This is a genomic window from Aquisalinus flavus, from assembly GCF_014640095.1.
GTDB lineage: Bacteria > Pseudomonadota > Alphaproteobacteria > Caulobacterales > Parvularculaceae > Aquisalinus > Aquisalinus flavus.
The window spans coordinates 84488-99460 of record NZ_BMGH01000002.1; the positions used below are offsets into that span (position 1 = coordinate 84488).

Here is a 14973-nt window from a genome sequence, read left to right on the forward strand (position 1 = left end):
GAAGGATCAGGCCGCGATATACTGGCCGCCATTGATGGTCAGGACAGCCCCGGTCATGAAGCCGGCCTTGTCGCCGGCAAGATAGAGCACGGCGTCGGCGACCTCTTCCGGCGTGCCGAGACGGCCAACCGGTATCTGGCCGACAATCGCATCGAGCACCTTCTCGTCCATGGCGGCGACCATGTCGGTGCCGATATAGCCGGGCGCGATGGCGTTGACGGTGATACCCTTGCGGGCTGTCTCATGGGCGAGCGCCCGGGTGAAGCCGATCAGGCCGGCCTTGGCGGCGGAATAATTGGCCTGGCCGAACTGGCCCTTCTGGCCATTGATCGAGGAGATGTTGATGATCCGGCCATAGCCGCGCTCGCGCATCCCGTTGATCACCGGGCGGGTCATGTAGAAAGCACTGTCAAGATTGGTGCTCATCACGGCGCGCCACTGCTCGGCAGTCATCTTGTGAAAGGCACCGTCGCGGGTGATGCCGGCATTGTTGACCAGCACATCGGTCGGGCCCTGGTCCGCCTCGATCGTCGCGACCCCTTCCTCGCAGGCAGCGGCGTCGCTGACATCCCATTTGTAGACGCCGATGCCGGTCTCTTCCTTGAACCGGGTCGCGGCCTCGTCATTGCCGCCATAGGTGGCAGCGACATTGAAGCCGGCCTCTTTCAAGCACACGGCGATGGCCTTGCCGATCCCGCGGGTGCCGCCGGTAACGATAGCTTGCTTGCTCATGGGTTTTTTCCCTTCCCTTTTTGGGCCGGGGGCTGGCGTTTCACCCCGGCCTCATTGATAGGCGTCTGCTGGTGGTCTGGTTACGGGCGCTCGACACAGAGCGCGATGCCCATACCGCCGCCGATGCACAGCGTGGCGAGGCCTTTCTTCGCCTCGCGGCGCTGCATCTCGTACAGCAGCGTGGTCAGGATGCGGGCGCCGGACGCGCCGATCGGGTGACCGAGCGCAATGGCGCCGCCATTGACATTGACCTTTTCCGGATCCCAGCCAAGCTCCTTGCCGACTGACAGGGCCTGGGCGGCGAAAGCTTCATTCGCCTCGATCAGATCGACGTCGTCGAGCGACCAGCCGGCCTTCTCCAGCGCCTTGCGCGATGCCGGGGCCGGGCCGATACCCATGATCGACGGGTCGACGCCACAGGTCGCCCAGGAGGCGATGCGGGCAAGCGGGGTGATGCCGCGCTTCTCGGCCTCGGCAGCGGACATGACCACGGTCGCCGCCGCGCCATCATTGAGGCCGGATGCGTTCGCCGCCGTCACGGAACCTTCCTTGGTGAAGGCCGGACGCAGGCCCGAAACGCCTTCCAGCGTCGCGCCTTCGCGGATGAATTCGTCGGCATCGAACACGGTCTCGCCCTTGCGGTGCTTGATCGTCACCGGCACGATCTCGTCCTTGAACCTGCCCGCCTGGCGCGCAGCTTCGGCCTTGTTCTGGCTCGAAACCGCGAACCTGTCCTGCTCCTCGCGGCTGATCTGGTATTTTTCCGCAAGGTTCTCCGCTGTCTGACCCATGTGGTAGTCGTTGAACGCATCCCACAGACCGTCGACGATCATCGTGTCGCTCATCGTGCCCGGGCCCATCTTGACACCGGAACGCATATACACCGTGTGCGGCGACAGGCTCATGTTCTCCTGCCCGCCGGCAACGACAATGGTGGCATCGCCATTGCGGATCGACTGCATCGCCAGCGCGACGGCGCGCAGACCCGAACCGCAGACCTGATTGATCGTCATCGCCGGGGTCTCCTGCGGGATGCCGGCATGGATCGACGCCTGGCGGGCCGGGTTCTGGCCAAGCCCTGCGGTCAGGACGTTGCCCATGATCACCTCGTTGACATCGTCCGCCTTGAGACCTGCGCGCTCCAGCGCGCCGTTGATCACCGTGCGGCCGAGTTCAGGCGCGGGAACGGTGGCGAGGGAGCCCGAGAACGACCCGATGGCGGTGCGGGCGGCGGAAGCGATGACAACATCAGTCATGAAAAATCTCTCCGGGTTGGGGCGCAGATCCATAACGGCTGGCCCTGATTGCGCGTTTTTGTCCTGCGGCCATTCTTGGCCGATCAGACCGGCGTCTGGCAACATGTTTCGGCTGTTTTTGCAGGCGTTGATACCCGCGATATGGGGCGCGTCGAAAATGAACCAAGATTATTTGATTGACCTATGGTATGCTGCAATGCAGCGTATTATAGAGCAACAATGAGTCGCGACAGCGCGACGCAAACCCCAGGGACTGCACCGAATGACGAGCCAGGAAAAGAAGCAGAAAGATGCCAGCCAGGATGGGCCGATCATCATCAAGAAATACGCCAATCGCCGTCTCTATAACACCGCGACCAGTTCCTATGTCACGCTTGATTATCTGTCAGGCATGGTCCGCGAGGGCGAGGAGTTCGTCGTCTATGATGCCAAGTCCGGCGACGAAATCACCCGCTCGGTCCTGACCCAGATCATTTTCGAGGAAGAGAACAAGGGCCAGAACCTGCTGCCCATTTCCTTCCTGCGCCAGCTGATCGGCTATTACGGCGATTCCATGCAGTCCTTCGTGCCGTCCTATCTCGAGATGAGCATGGAGAGCTTCCACAAGAATCAGGAAGCCATGCGCAAGTCCATGTCGGAAGCCTTCGGCGATTCACCGGGCCTGAAATTGTTCGAGGATGTCACCCGCCAGAACATGGCGATGTTCGAACGCGGGATGAAGATGTTCGGCATTACCGGCGCCATGCCGGCCTCGCCCTGGGGCACGCCGGCAGACGATCGCGCGCAGACAGACGCCGGTGCCAGCGAAGCGGTCGAGAAGGGGAAGGCCGAAGCCGAGGCAGAGATCGCCGAGCTCAAGCGCGAACTCGCTCAACTCAGAGACCAGCTGAAAAAGGACTGAGGGCTTTCCGGTGTTCGGACAGGTCAGGCGCTCAGCGTCTTGCCAGCCTTGGTGCCCGCGGCATCCGCACGATCACCATAGATGGCGGGCGGATAGCGCTCCGGCTTGCCGATATAATAGCCCTGCAGGTAATCGACGCCGAGACCCTTCAGCAGAAGAGCGTCGGATTCATTATCCACCCATTCCGCTACGGTCTTCATGCCGAAATTGCGGGCAAGATCGAGCAGCGTGCGCACGAACAGCTGGTTCTCGCGCGATGACGAGACGCCAGTGATGAACGAGCCGTCGATCTTCAACACGTCGATGTCGAGCGCCTGAAGATTGCGGAACGACGTATAGCCCGCTCCGAAATCGTCGATGGCGAAGCGGCAGCCCAGCTCCTTGATCTCGGCAATGAATTCCACGGAGGACTCCACCGCGTCCATGACCTGCGTCTCGGTCAGTTCGATGGTCAGGCGATCGGTCACTTCGCGATTGGCACGCAGCTGGGCCAGATAGCCATCGGCCCAGACCGGGTCCTTCACCGTCTCCCAGGAGATATTGACGTTCAGTTTGATATCGGGTGCCTTGCGCAGGGTCTGGGTCGCGAGATCCAGCACGCGCCGGTCGAGCAGGTGGACGAGGCCAAGGCGTTCGGCGGCCGGGATGAAAGCCGGTGCCGACACTTCTTCGCCGTCCGGATCCTCCATGCGCACCAGGCATTCGAATTTTCTGTGCGGCGCGCCGGGCTCGGAAATGATCGGCTGATAAGCGATAAAGATGCGCCGCTCGTTGAGCGCTGTCAGGATCACGTCCGACATTTCCGTATTCCGCTGGCGGCGGGAAACGATGTCGGTATTCTCCGAGAAGGAACTCCAGCTTGACTGGCCGATCTGGCGTGCCTTGTCGAGAGCAGCCTCGGCGCGGGCCATCGCCGTCTCCGCCGTGGTGACATCGTTTTCCAGCTCGGTCGCCCCGATACAGACGGATACGGCGACGCCGCCGGAATTGGTCTCGATGACCTTCTCACGCACCACGTTCAGCAGCGAATAGCAGGTATTGCGGATGCTGTCGCGGCAGGCACCGCGCAGGATGATGCCGAACTTGGTCCCGGCAACCCGGCCGATCGTATGCTGCGTGGGAAGCTTCGAGCGCAGGCGGCGGGAGATCTCGACGATCACCTCGTCGGCAGCCTCGAAACCGAAATCCGAATTGATCCCGCCCAGACGGTCGATCCCGACCAGGAGATAGGCCGACACGCCAGTCGGCTGGCTGGCCTGGTCGATCTCGTCCTTGAGCAATTCGCGGATACGCGGACGGTTCAGCAAACCGGTCTGTTCGTCATAGGCGGCAAGATAGGAAAGCCGGGCCTCGCGGTTCTTCTGCTCGTCGATGGTGCGGATCATGCCGATCAGGCGCCAGTCACCGGCGATCTTCATCCAGCTGCCACGTTCCTCGATCCAGCGCATCGGATGGCGGCCTGTGGAAACGCGGTATTCGATCGTATAGCTGGTCCGGTTTTCGAACGCATTTCTGAGGGCGTTCTCCCGGCTCATGACCTCTTCGGGCTGCATGAAGGACAGGAGTGATTGCGACGCGGAAATGGTTTCGGGCGTGTCGATGCCAAGGATCGACATCGCCGATTTGACGTCCGTCCAGGTGATCTGGCCTGAGGCATGATCGAACTCGAACAGGGCCTGTCCGGCTGCTTCGAGCGCGAACTTCACCTTGTCCGGTCCGGCTGGACGCTGTTTTCCCATAAATCCCCGTCACTCACCTACCGCAGACAACGCAACACATCGAAGCGCTCCCAAGGATTGAGCGGTACTATTCCAGACAGTTATAGAAAATCTTCGTAAAGAAAGATTGAAGTCCTGTGCCAAATCGCAACTACAGGCTGTTCACGCTGAAAACCGCGCCGTCAATGCGGGATCATGGTTACAGCCACGGCTGAAGGCCATGGCTGCAGGTGATGGGCGCGGTCCTGTCCGGCGTAAGCGGACCCGGTGTTCAGTTGCCGAAGCCGCCCGAAATGCCGAAGTCGCGACGCGCGGTGACCGTGGTCACGATGAACCCGGCCATGAAATCGAGGAATGTCATCGACAGGAAGATGAAGAAGACCGAATTGCCGAAGCCCGGCATGATGATGAACGCCAGCAACGAGATAATGAAGACGACAACCGACAGGGCGTGGTTGAGGATCGAGTCGGACCCTGTCTTGGTCGAGCGCAACAGCTCCACGAACAGCAAGCCCATGGAGATGATGATGAACGCGTCGCCATAGGTGATGCGCCACATATCCCCGGAGACCATGGGGATCTGCATCAGCTGGCTGGCGGACCAGCCATCGCCGACGAGATAATGCAGGATCACATAGACGATGAGGCTGATGAACAGCAGCGGAAACATGGTGAACATATCGGCTCCCCTCCTTTAAGGATCAGTTTACCGTCATATAGCCCACACAAGCAGGCATAACTAGGGCAATGGCGCTACAGCTCGCTGATTTCGCCGGGCTTGCGTGAGCGGGCAATCAGCCAGGTAACACCGATCAGATCGCGAATCGCGACTGCCGCCCGCTGCAGATTGGTATATTTCGACTGGCCGGTAAGGCGTTCGCGTGCGCTGACCGGGGCAAATTCGACGATCAGCCCTTCGCGGCGTACCAGCGCCGGGAGATAGCGGTGGACATGGTCGAAATAGGGCAGCCGCAGAAAAACGCCGCGATAGAACACTTTCAGCCCGCAGCCGGTATCGCTCGCCTCATCGTTGAGCAGTTTCTTGCGGATACCGTTGGCCAGGCGCGAGGCGACCTTCTTGGCCTGCGTATCCTTGCGCCCCTGGCGCTCGCCAGCGACCATGGCGAGCAGGTCCGGCGCGCCGTTCCGCATCAGTTTTTCATAGAGGGCGGGAATGTCCGCCGGATTGTTCTGGCCGTCGCCATCCAGCGTCGCGATCACCGGCGCCCGCGCGGCAAGCACACCCGTGCGGACACTCCGGCTTTGACCGGCATTGTTGTGATGCTGGACGATGCGCAGCTCGGGATAGTCGCGCTTCAGCGACTTCAGCACCTCCAGCGTGCCATCGCGGGATGCATCGTTGACGATGACGATCTCGAACGCCACGAACGGCCGCAATGCATCGGCCACCTCGCCAACCAGGGTCGCGGCATTGCCCTCCTCGTTGAACATCGGGATGACGACACTCAGCGCCGGGCCATCCGCGGGCATCGACTTGTCTACGGCATATAGCGGTGCCGGTACGGGATCACTTGTCACTTCTTGTCTCTTTGCTGCTGGCGTTTTGCCGTTATCGCCTGCCAGTCTCGGTTTCTGGCGTCTTTTCTGTGTCAGGCCGGACACATTGTCAAAGACAAGCGTGCGGGAACCGCCACTGTGGCCGGTATCTGTCCTGACTCGGTCATGATTGAACCCTATGATGGCAAAATCATCGACAGAGACCGAACCGCGCCGTGACAAACCAGATTGCAGGCCAGATAGAACGCAAGAAAGCCATGGGCACAACACGCGCCAAGGCGATGCTCATCCTTTTTCTTTGGGCGCTGCTGATCGTACCGGCGGGTTCTTTCTCGATCCCGCCGCTCGACCGCGACGAATCCCGGTTCATGCAGGCGACCGTCCAGATGCTGGACAGCGGCGATTTCATCTCGATCCGGTTCCAGGACGATGAACGCAACAAGAAGCCGGCGGGCATATACTGGCTGCAGGCGGCGAGCGTATCGGTTTTCAGCGATGCCGACGCGCGCGCGCCGTGGGCGTTCAGGGTACCGTCGATGGCAGCGGGGGTGCTGTCCGTGCTTTTTCTCGGCCTGTTCTTCAGCAGGCTGATCGGTCCCGGTGCAGCCTTCTGGGGTGCCTTCCTGCTTGCCGCCGCGCCGACCTTTGCCGGGGAAGCAACCATCGCCAAGACCGACGCGGCCCTGACCACCTGCGTGATCGCCGCGCAGGGTGCCCTCGCGGTGATTTTCCGGCGCTATGTCGCGAGAGAAGAGATTGGCTGGCGCGTGCCGGTCCTGTTCTGGATTGCCCTCGGCGCCGGTATCCTGATCAAGGGGCCGATCGCGCTGATGATCAGCGTCCTGACGATCGCGGCCCTTGGCCTGTGGCTGCTGAGCACGGGCCGCAACCCGTTCCGGTTCGGCCTCGCCCACCGGCCATTTACCGGGCTCGCCATCCTCGCACTGATCGTCGGCCCCTGGGCGGTGGCGATCGGGCTTGCCACCGAGGGTCGGTTTTTCACCGAAGCCCTGGGCGACGATGCGTTTGGCAAATTTGCTGAGGTCCAGGAAAGCCATGACGGCTCTTTTCTATACTATCTGAAAACGGTCTGGCTCTTCTTCTGGCCGGCGGCCCTGTTCATTCCGCTGGCTCTCTGGCATGCCGTCCGCCGCTGGCGCGATCCGGCGGTTGCCTTCTGCCTCGCCTGGCTCATCCCGTCATGGATCGTGTTCGAGATCGCCTCGACCAAGCTGACCCACTACACCCTGCCGCTCTATCCGGCGCTTGCCCTGCTCATCGCCCTGTCCATGCTTGACTTGCGCGCATGTGCATCAGGCATTGGCGAACGCCTTATGCGCGGCCTCGGTATTCTCACCTGGGCAGGCGCCACGATCGTCGTCGGCGCAGTGTTGATCTGGCTCGCGATGTCTTTCGACGATCATGGCCTCACCGGGTTTCACGTCACCCTACTGGCCCTGCTCGGCATGATTGCCACGAGCGCAGCCGCGCTGTTGATCTTCCGGCGACCGGCGGCGGCCATGGCCACGGCAAGCCTTGCCGGCGCCGTCCTCGCATGGGGCCTGTTCGAGGGTATGCTGCCCAGGCTGGAAGCCCTGCACCTGTCGCCCCGAGCGTCTCAGCTGCTCGATGATCTGGACCTGCACCCCCGCCTCGACGGGGCACCGCCCGTCGCCCTGTATGGATATAACGAGCCCTCGCTGGTTTTCCTCCTCGGCACGGACACCATTCACGCGGAAGCTGAAGGCATGGCTGCGTGGATGGCCGCCGCTCCCGGCCATGTCGCCATCGTCGATGAGGAAAACCGGGAAGCGTTTCTTGCCGCAACGCAACAAATCCGGCTATCGATTATCGCAACGCTTGACGGTTTCAACTATTCCAACAACAAAGCCGCCACCCTGACTGTCTATATCTCGGAATAAACCTGCCCATGATCGACCGCTTAAAAGACCTCTGGCTGACCCGCCCCGCTACCTTCTTTGCCTGGCTATTGATCGCGGTGACGCTGATCCGGGTCGCCGGGTTGGGCACCAGCAATCTCAATCTCGGCCCGGACGAAGCGCAATACTGGTGGTGGAGCCGCAGTTTCGAGTTCGGCTATTTCTCCAAGCCGCCCTTCATCGCCTGGATGATCGGCGCGACCACGGCCGTCTTTGGCAATGGCGAGATCGCCATCCGCCTCTCATCACCGATCGCCGCGGCGGTTACCGGCTGGTTCATCTTCCTCGCAGCGCGGCGGCTCTATGACGGGCGCACGGCCCTGTGGGCCGGTGTTGTCTGGGTAACGCTTCCGATTCTTCATCTTGGTGCCTCGATCATTTCGACCGATACGCCGCTGCTGATGTTCTGGTCGATCGGATTGTATGCCTTCGCTCGCCTGATCGACACGAAAAGCCCGCTGGACGGTGCGCTGATGGGGGCAGCAATAGGCTTCGGCTTGCTGTCGAAATACGCGATGATGTATTTCCCGCTGGGGCTCGCCATAGCGCTCGTCCTGTCACCGAAAGCCCGCGGGGCGCTGAAAGCTGTCCCGCTGCTCGTCGCGGCGGTCATGGCCGGCCTGATCTTTCTCCCCAACTTCCTCTGGAATGCGGCGAATGATTTTCAGACGCTTGAGCACACACAGGCCAATGCCGGCTGGGGCGGCAACCTGTTTCACCCGGACGAGCTGGCGGAATTCCTGTTCGCGCAGTTCTTCGTCGCCGGGCCGATCCTGTTCGGCTTCCTGCTGTTCGGCCTCGCCACGCTGAAGCGGCGCCTGACGGAGGAACATCGCGGTACGGATCTGCTGCTTCTCGGCCTCGGTCTGCCGCCGATCGTCATCATCATTTTCCAGGCGACGATTTCCGGCGCCAATGCCAACTGGGCGATGGCCGCCTATCCGGCGCTGATCATCCTCGTCACCGCCTGGATGGTGCGGGCAGGACGCCGCGGCCTGTTGATAGGCTCGACCGCCTTCAACGCCGGCGTCGGCGCGCTCGGCCTGTTGTTCCTCGCCAATTTCGCCATCGTCGATGCGCTTGGCCTGTCCAACGCGATCAAGCGGGTGCGCGGCTGGCCGGATCAGGTCGCCGAGATCGAGACCTATGCGCGGAACTACTCGGTTGTCGTCGTCGATGACCGCGAATTGATGGGCAACATCCTCTATTACATGCGCGACAGCGGCATTCCCGTGAAATCGCTCGATTACAACCGCCGGGTCGAGCACCATTACGAAGCTTTCGACAGTTACGACCCGACGCAATACGACCGCGCGCTGCTGGTCGCCAAATATCCGCAATATCTCTACAGCTATGTCGAATTTGACACGATCCTCGAGGTCGGCGAGGTCAGCCGCGACATGGGAGTCGCCTGCCCGCGCCGCTATTTTCTGTACGCACTGCTGGATTTCAATCCGGAGATGGGCCCGGAAGATATTCCGCCGCCGCCGGAGGATTTCTCAAGAGAGGTCGAGGGCTGCCGCCCCTATTAAGCGGGAAGCGGCCTCACCAAATCCGGAATCGCCACATCAAGGCAAGGAGAATTCAGTCAGGACCGTGCCCGGTTCCTGGCGGCAGCATAACCGCGCCGCACCGTATCCGGGCCGCTCTGCTTCAGGCCAACCAGCGCCAGCATACGCCTGATCATGATCATCACCGTGCGCATGGCAAAACCGAGCCATATCAGCGCGCTGACGACATACAGGAAAACAGACGGATACGGATCGCGGAAATGGGTGAAGAAGTAGCGCACCATGCTCTTGGCCTTGCGCAATTCGACCCTGATCCGGCTTTCCCGGCTGGAACTCTTGAAATGGAGGATATCGACCTTGGGCGTGAAATAGATCTTGCCGCCGGCCCGGGCCAGCCGCAGGCAGAAATCGACATCCTCGACATGCAGGAAGTAGTTCGCGTCCATGCCATCGATCGAGAAATAGGTCTCGCGCTTCATCAGCATGCAGGCACCGGAAATGACGGGCACTTCCGTCAGCTGACCGGGACACGGTTCCTTGTGATAATTGAAGCGGCGGAAATAGGGATGGCGTGGCGCAAAATTGTAGAGCTTCGTCATCTCCACGAACGCCCGCCACGGGGTCAGGGTAGACCGGCGTGACCCGGCCTGCTCCGTGCCGTCGGGGTTGATCAGCTTTGCCCCGAGCATCCAGCCGCCGTCCAGCCTGGCGGATTCCGCCAGCATATCGCCGACGGCTTCGTCAGGCAGGATAGCATCGGGATTGAGAATGAAAATGTATTCGCCGGTCGCGTTGGCCGCGCCCTTGTTGCAGCCTGCGGCATAACCGATATTGCCGTGGCCGGAGATGATGATCAGCTTCTCGCTGTAATCGGCCAGTTCCCGCAACCGGTCCATCTCGTCGGCCCAGTTGCCGTTGTCGACGACGATCACTTCCCTGACATGGGGCTGGCGCAGGGCGGACATGGCCGAGCGCATCAGCAGCGGGCCTGTCCAGAATGAAACAATGATGACGCTGACCGAGGCATCCCCGTGAGGCGTGGAAGCAGCTTGCATGCCGCTGTCATGCTCCAAATCACTCATGTTGGTGCCTTGCTTCATTCACATCCCCCGATGTGCTTACGTTCCTGTAACAATGCTCTTTATTGCACCGCAAAACAAGGGGATCGGGCACGAATTATTGTGATATTTTAGTGGCATAGACGCGCTCGGCGGCGGTCAGGATGTAGAGGGCATAGACCGGGGCGGCAAGACGCCAGAGGGTCGACAGGCCGAGATCGACGGCACAGATGACGTAAAACCCCGCTGCAACGGCGATACCGGCCGCCATGACCGGCACCGTGAGGGACTTTCCAGCCCGGTCCAGGGCAAACCGGACCATCAGCCAGATCAGGCCAAGCACGATCAGGATGCCGACAAGGCCGAATTCCAGCCAGACCTGCAGGAACAGGTTATGGGGGTGGGTCGGCAAGAGAGGGATCGGCTCCGGATAGCCGGGCAGAGTGATAGTGCGCCCGAGATCGCTCAGATACTGGCTGTAATTGACCCCGCCGCCGAACAGGAAAGCCAGCGGCCCGGAGAAGATATGGTCGACGGCGAAGCGCCAGATGGCGAGACGTTGCACCCACGATGTCGGGGCTCCGTCCATTGCCTCGATGACCTCGATCGATGGCAGCAAAAGCGCGGCAAACGGTGCCAGCAGGAACGTCGCGGCCCAGCCTGCCGCCGTCAGCAAAAGCGCCAGTTTCGGCCGGAACAGGGCAATCGTGCCGGCAGCGATGATTGCCAGCAGCGCGCCGAGATTGGCGGAAACGCCGAAGATCAGCGCGCCGGCCCCGAGACAGCCAAAGCCGATTGCCGCCACGGCGTAAAACAGCGGTTCTGGCCGCGCGCCGGGCGCACCGTGGAACCGCCACAACAGCAATAGCAGCGGCGGCAGCAGGCACAGGCCGATGGTCGTGCCGCGGGCAGACGCGATGATATCCTTGTCGTCCCGGCCATGGGGCGGGATCAGGTCGCGGATCGCCCCGCCGGTCAAGGCTTCGATGCCGATGCACACGATCGCCAGCGCCCCGGCAGCCAGCAGGAAGCGCGCGAGCAGCCCGGCCAGATGCGCAGGCAGCGTCTGCATTGTCCACACAAACGCGCCGGAAAACAGGAAGAACAGGAGGATGCTGAACGCCGTTTCCGCTTCCTGCTTCAGCGGGGTCCACGCACTCGAGAGGACGGCGTAAAGGCTGAAGGCGATCAGCCCTGCCAGGACCGCCGACCCTGTGCCCGGCCGCCACGCCGCAGGCCGGACCAGCCGCCACGCTGCCGGCCAGAAACCCGGCTGCACCAGCGTGCCGAACAGCACCATCAGCACCATCCCGCCGACGATATTGCGATGGGACAGGACGATCAGCATCGGCAGGGCGATGATCCAGCAATTATGGACCGATGCCGACCAGACGCTGCGCCAGCGCGCGATCTTTCCGGAGACGGAGGAGGCGGGCCGGTCGCTCATCGCGTTACCGCTTGAGATCAGGCGCGAGCGCTTCGGTCTTCAACTCCGTCAGCGCCTCGTCGACACCCATGACCGTGGAGTCCTTGGAGCCGAGACGGCGCAGGGACAGCTTGCGCTCTTCGGCTTCGCGCCCGCCAACGACGGCGATCAACGGCACCTTGGCATGGGAATGCTCGCGCACCTTGTAGTTGATCTTCTCGTTCCGCAGGTCTGTCTCGACGCGCATGCCGGCGGCGCGGAATTCCTGCGCGATCTTTTCGGCATACTCATTGGCATCGGTCGTCACCGTCGCGACGACCATCTGCACCGGCGCCAGCCATAGCGGCATCCTGCCGGCATATTGCTCGATCAGCAGGCCGATGAAACGCTCGAACGAGCCGAACACGGCCCGGTGCAGCATAACCGGCCGGTGGCGGTTGCCATCCTCGCCGACATAGGCCGCATCGAGACGCTCCGGCAGCACGTAATCGAGCTGGAACGTGCCGCACTGCCAGGTCCGGCCGATCGCATCGGTCAGGTGGAATTCCAGTTTAGGGCCATAGAAGGCGCCCTCGCCCGGCAGGATCTCGTAGTCGAGGCCGGACTGCTTGAACGCCTCTTCCAGCATCTGCTCTGCGCGGTCCCATGCCTCGTCTGACCCGGCCCGCACTTCCGGTCGCGTGGCGATCTTGTAGGTGATATCGGTAAAGCCGACATCGCCATAGACGGTCGCGAACAGGTTCAGGAAGCGGATCGTCTCATCGACGATCTGGTCCTCGCGGCAGAAGATATGCGCATCGTCCTGGGTGAACTGGCGCACGCGCATCAGCCCGTGCAACGCGCCATGCGGCTCGTTGCGGTGACAGCAGCCGAACTCCGCCATGCGGATCGGCAGGTCGCGATAGGACTTGATGCCCTGCTTGAAGATCTGCACATGCGCCGGGCAGTTCATCGGCTTCAGCGCCATCATGTCGGCCTCGCCGGACAGCAGCGGTGCATCATCCTCCGTATTCGGAACCTCGTCCGGCACGACGAACATGTTCTCGCGGAACTTCGCCCAGTGGCCGGATTGCTGCCAGAAGACCGAATCCAGCAATTGCGGCGTCTTCACTTCCTCATAGCCATCGGCATCGAGCTGGCGGCGGATATACGCCTCCAGTTCGCGCCAGATGGTGAAGCCTTTCGCGTGCCAGAACACAGACCCCTGCGCTTCCGGTTGCAGGTGGAACAAATCCATCTCGCGACCGAGGCGGCGGTGGTCGCGCTTCTCGGCTTCTTCCAGCCGGGTCAGATGCGCTTTCAGATCCTTGTCGGACAGCCAGGCCGTGCCATAGATGCGCTGCAACTGCTCGTTGCGGTGGTCGCCGCGCCAATAGGCGCCGGCGAGCTTCATCAGCTTGAATGACTTGCCGATATGCTTCGTCGACGGAAGATGCGGGCCGCGGCACAGGTCGAACCAGTCGCCGTGGTGATAGACCTTGATGTCCTCGCCTTGCGGCAGGTCGCGGATGATCTCGGCCTTGTAGGTCTCGCCCATGGAGTCGAATTTGGCGATCGCCTCGTCCCGGCTCCAGACTTCCTTTTTGGTCGGCAGGTCGGCATCGACCAGCTCGCCCATCTTTTTCTCGATTTTCTCGAAATCCTCGGTCGAGAACGGCTCTTTGCGGGCGAAATCGTAATAGAACCCGTCCTCTATCACCGGGCCGATGGTTACCTGCGTGCCGGGGAACAGCGCCTGTACCGCCTGCGCCAGCAAATGGGCGGCGTCATGGCGGACGAGATCCAGCGCCTCGGCGGAATCGCGGGTGATGATCTCGACGGTGGCATCCTTCTCGATCCAATCCCAGATGTCGCGCACCGCGCCATCGACCTTCATGGCGATCGCCTTCTTGGCCAGCGACTTGGAAATATCCTCGGCGATGCCCGTCCCGGTCACCGGCCCGTCATAGGGGCGGATGGAGCCATCGGGCAGGGTAATCTGGAGCATCGTCTAATCTCTTGCAAAAGGCTGAAACGGGAAGGGATGACTTCGTACAGTCCAGTCAAAGAATCAAGTGCCTTGGGGTGGTTTCGGTCTATTCCGCCGCTTCGTGCGCCCTCACATGCTCCATGATCTCGCGGAAGGTGGTCACCCAGATCTCATCCTCATGGTCGACCAGCCAGTCGAGCAGTTCGCCATGGGCCTGCGCCGTGACGGACAGGTGCTCGCCCTCGATATCGTGGAACAGATAGGTGCCGACGGTCCCTTCCGCCAGAATGCGCTCGGCATAGGCGATGAGTTGGGCGCCGGTCGGATCGCCTTCGGCATAGGTGCCGATGAGATAGGTGTCGGGCAGGCCGTTCCCGTCCACCGGTGTTTCCTGGCGCACCGTGCGCGCGGCGATGGCGTAGGGCGCCAGCGCCTCGATGATGCTTTCCCCGCCCGCCTCCGTGTCACCGCATGTATAGGCATAGGTGCGCACGCTCTCGCCATCCAATGCTTCGAGGATGCGGTTGGTCAGCGCCAGTTCGTCGACGAAGCGCCCGGCTGTGTAGGTCGCAAGGTCGCGGTCGGCCATGACCCAGTCGCGCCCCGGCCCGCCTGTACAGGGGTGAAACAGGGTGTGGTTGGCCAGTTCGTGGCCCGCCCCGGTAAGCGCCCGCCATTCCTCGAACCGCGCCGTGAACGGATAGCTGCCGACGGTGACGAAGAACGTGCCCTTGAGGGCGCGGGCATCGAGGGCGGGGAGCGCAACGTCGAGATGGGTGTCGAGCGCATCGTCATAGGTCAGTGCGATTGCCGCCTTCCTCCCGTCCGGCCAGGTGATCTTGCCGGGTGCCTCGTCCTCGGCCTCGGAACAGCCAAGTGCACCAAGGGCCGCCATTGCGAGGGCCGCACAAATCGCCAGTGTCTTTTTCATCCCGCTATCCTTC

General features: G+C 61.9%; 12 protein-coding genes. 3 read left to right on the plus strand and 9 right to left on the minus strand.

Annotated elements, in window-relative coordinates; translation table 11 throughout:
- Positions 1 to 6: 6 nt before the first annotated feature.
- Complete coding sequence (phbB, locus tag IEV88_RS14915; RefSeq protein ID WP_188160629.1) at positions 7 to 732, minus strand: acetoacetyl-CoA reductase; 726 nt, start codon at positions 730 to 732, stop codon at positions 7 to 9.
- Positions 733 to 812: 80 nt separating this feature from the next.
- Positions 813 to 1988, minus strand: coding sequence for an acetyl-CoA C-acetyltransferase (locus tag IEV88_RS14920; RefSeq protein ID WP_188160628.1), 1176 nt, complete (start codon positions 1986 to 1988; stop codon positions 813 to 815).
- A 262-nt stretch (positions 1989 to 2250) separates the two neighbouring features.
- Here IEV88_RS14920 and phaR point away from each other — a divergent pair, with 262 nt between their 5' ends.
- Positions 2251 to 2889 carry a polyhydroxyalkanoate synthesis repressor PhaR gene (gene phaR / locus IEV88_RS14925; RefSeq protein ID WP_188160627.1) on the plus strand — a complete coding sequence of 213 codons (639 nt, stop codon included), beginning with the start codon at positions 2251 to 2253 and terminating at the stop codon, positions 2887 to 2889.
- Between the two features lie 23 nt (positions 2890 to 2912).
- On the opposite strand, the gene IEV88_RS14930 is transcribed toward phaR, so the two are convergent.
- From IEV88_RS14930 to IEV88_RS14940, 3 genes are all read right to left on the minus strand, one after another.
- Positions 2913 to 4628, minus strand: a complete 1716-nt coding sequence (locus IEV88_RS14930) for a GGDEF domain-containing phosphodiesterase (RefSeq protein ID WP_188160626.1) — start codon at positions 4626 to 4628, stop codon at positions 2913 to 2915.
- Positions 4629 to 4878: 250 nt separating this feature from the next.
- Entirely contained in the window at positions 4879 to 5286 is a 408-nt protein-coding gene (locus IEV88_RS14935; RefSeq protein WP_188160625.1) for a hypothetical protein, read from the minus strand.
- 74 nt (positions 5287 to 5360) lie between these two features.
- Positions 5361 to 6146, minus strand: coding sequence for a glycosyltransferase family 2 protein (locus IEV88_RS14940; protein ID WP_229731498.1), 786 nt, complete (start codon positions 6144 to 6146; stop codon positions 5361 to 5363).
- Between the two features lie 194 nt (positions 6147 to 6340).
- On the opposite strand from IEV88_RS14940, the gene IEV88_RS14945 reads away from it, so the two are divergent.
- Together IEV88_RS14945 and IEV88_RS14950 are read left to right on the plus strand one after the other, a co-directional pair.
- Positions 6341 to 8047 carry an ArnT family glycosyltransferase gene (locus IEV88_RS14945; protein ID WP_188160624.1) on the plus strand — a complete coding sequence of 569 codons (1707 nt, stop codon included), beginning with the start codon at positions 6341 to 6343 and terminating at the stop codon, positions 8045 to 8047.
- 8 nt (positions 8048 to 8055) lie between these two features.
- Entirely contained in the window at positions 8056 to 9597 is a 1542-nt protein-coding gene (locus IEV88_RS14950) for an ArnT family glycosyltransferase (RefSeq protein ID WP_188160623.1), read from the plus strand.
- Between the two features lie 56 nt (positions 9598 to 9653).
- Here the strand turns inward: IEV88_RS14950 and IEV88_RS14955 are convergent, their stop codons facing one another.
- The 4 genes from IEV88_RS14955 to IEV88_RS14970 form a co-directional block, all read right to left on the minus strand.
- Entirely contained in the window at positions 9654 to 10658 is a 1005-nt protein-coding gene (locus IEV88_RS14955; RefSeq protein WP_188160622.1) for a glycosyltransferase family 2 protein, read from the minus strand.
- A gap of 94 nt (positions 10659 to 10752) precedes the next feature.
- Positions 10753 to 12081, minus strand: coding sequence for an O-antigen ligase family protein (locus IEV88_RS14960; protein WP_188160621.1), 1329 nt, complete (start codon positions 12079 to 12081; stop codon positions 10753 to 10755).
- Between the two features lie 4 nt (positions 12082 to 12085).
- Positions 12086 to 14047, minus strand: a complete 1962-nt coding sequence (gene thrS, locus IEV88_RS14965; protein ID WP_188160620.1) for a threonine--tRNA ligase — start codon at positions 14045 to 14047, stop codon at positions 12086 to 12088.
- Positions 14048 to 14135: 88 nt separating this feature from the next.
- A complete protein-coding gene (locus IEV88_RS14970; protein ID WP_188160619.1) occupies positions 14136 to 14960 on the minus strand; it encodes a polysaccharide deacetylase family protein in 825 nt (274 codons plus the stop codon).
- Positions 14961 to 14973: the final 13 nt, after the last annotated feature.

What these genes read in the sequence shown, in the direction of transcription:
- phbB (WP_188160629.1), bottom strand. Translation starts at nt 732, where the DNA reads ATGAGCAAGCAAGCTATCGTTACCGGCGGCACCCGCGGGATCGGCAAG.
- IEV88_RS14920 (WP_188160628.1), bottom strand. Translation starts at nt 1,988, where the DNA reads ATGACTGATGTTGTCATCGCTTCCGCCGCCCGCACCGCCATCGGGTCG.
- phaR (WP_188160627.1), top strand. Translation starts at nt 2,251, where the DNA reads ATGACGAGCCAGGAAAAGAAGCAGAAAGATGCCAGCCAGGATGGGCCG.
- IEV88_RS14930 (WP_188160626.1), bottom strand. Translation starts at nt 4,628, where the DNA reads ATGGGAAAACAGCGTCCAGCCGGACCGGACAAGGTGAAGTTCGCGCTC.
- IEV88_RS14935 (WP_188160625.1), bottom strand. Translation starts at nt 5,286, where the DNA reads ATGTTCACCATGTTTCCGCTGCTGTTCATCAGCCTCATCGTCTATGTG.
- IEV88_RS14950 (WP_188160623.1), top strand. Translation starts at nt 8,056, where the DNA reads ATGATCGACCGCTTAAAAGACCTCTGGCTGACCCGCCCCGCTACCTTC.
- IEV88_RS14955 (WP_188160622.1), bottom strand. Translation starts at nt 10,658, where the DNA reads ATGAGTGATTTGGAGCATGACAGCGGCATGCAAGCTGCTTCCACGCCT.
- IEV88_RS14960 (WP_188160621.1), bottom strand. Translation starts at nt 12,081, where the DNA reads ATGAGCGACCGGCCCGCCTCCTCCGTCTCCGGAAAGATCGCGCGCTGG.
- thrS (WP_188160620.1), bottom strand. Translation starts at nt 14,047, where the DNA reads ATGCTCCAGATTACCCTGCCCGATGGCTCCATCCGCCCCTATGACGGG.
- IEV88_RS14970 (WP_188160619.1), bottom strand. Translation starts at nt 14,960, where the DNA reads ATGAAAAAGACACTGGCGATTTGTGCGGCCCTCGCAATGGCGGCCCTT.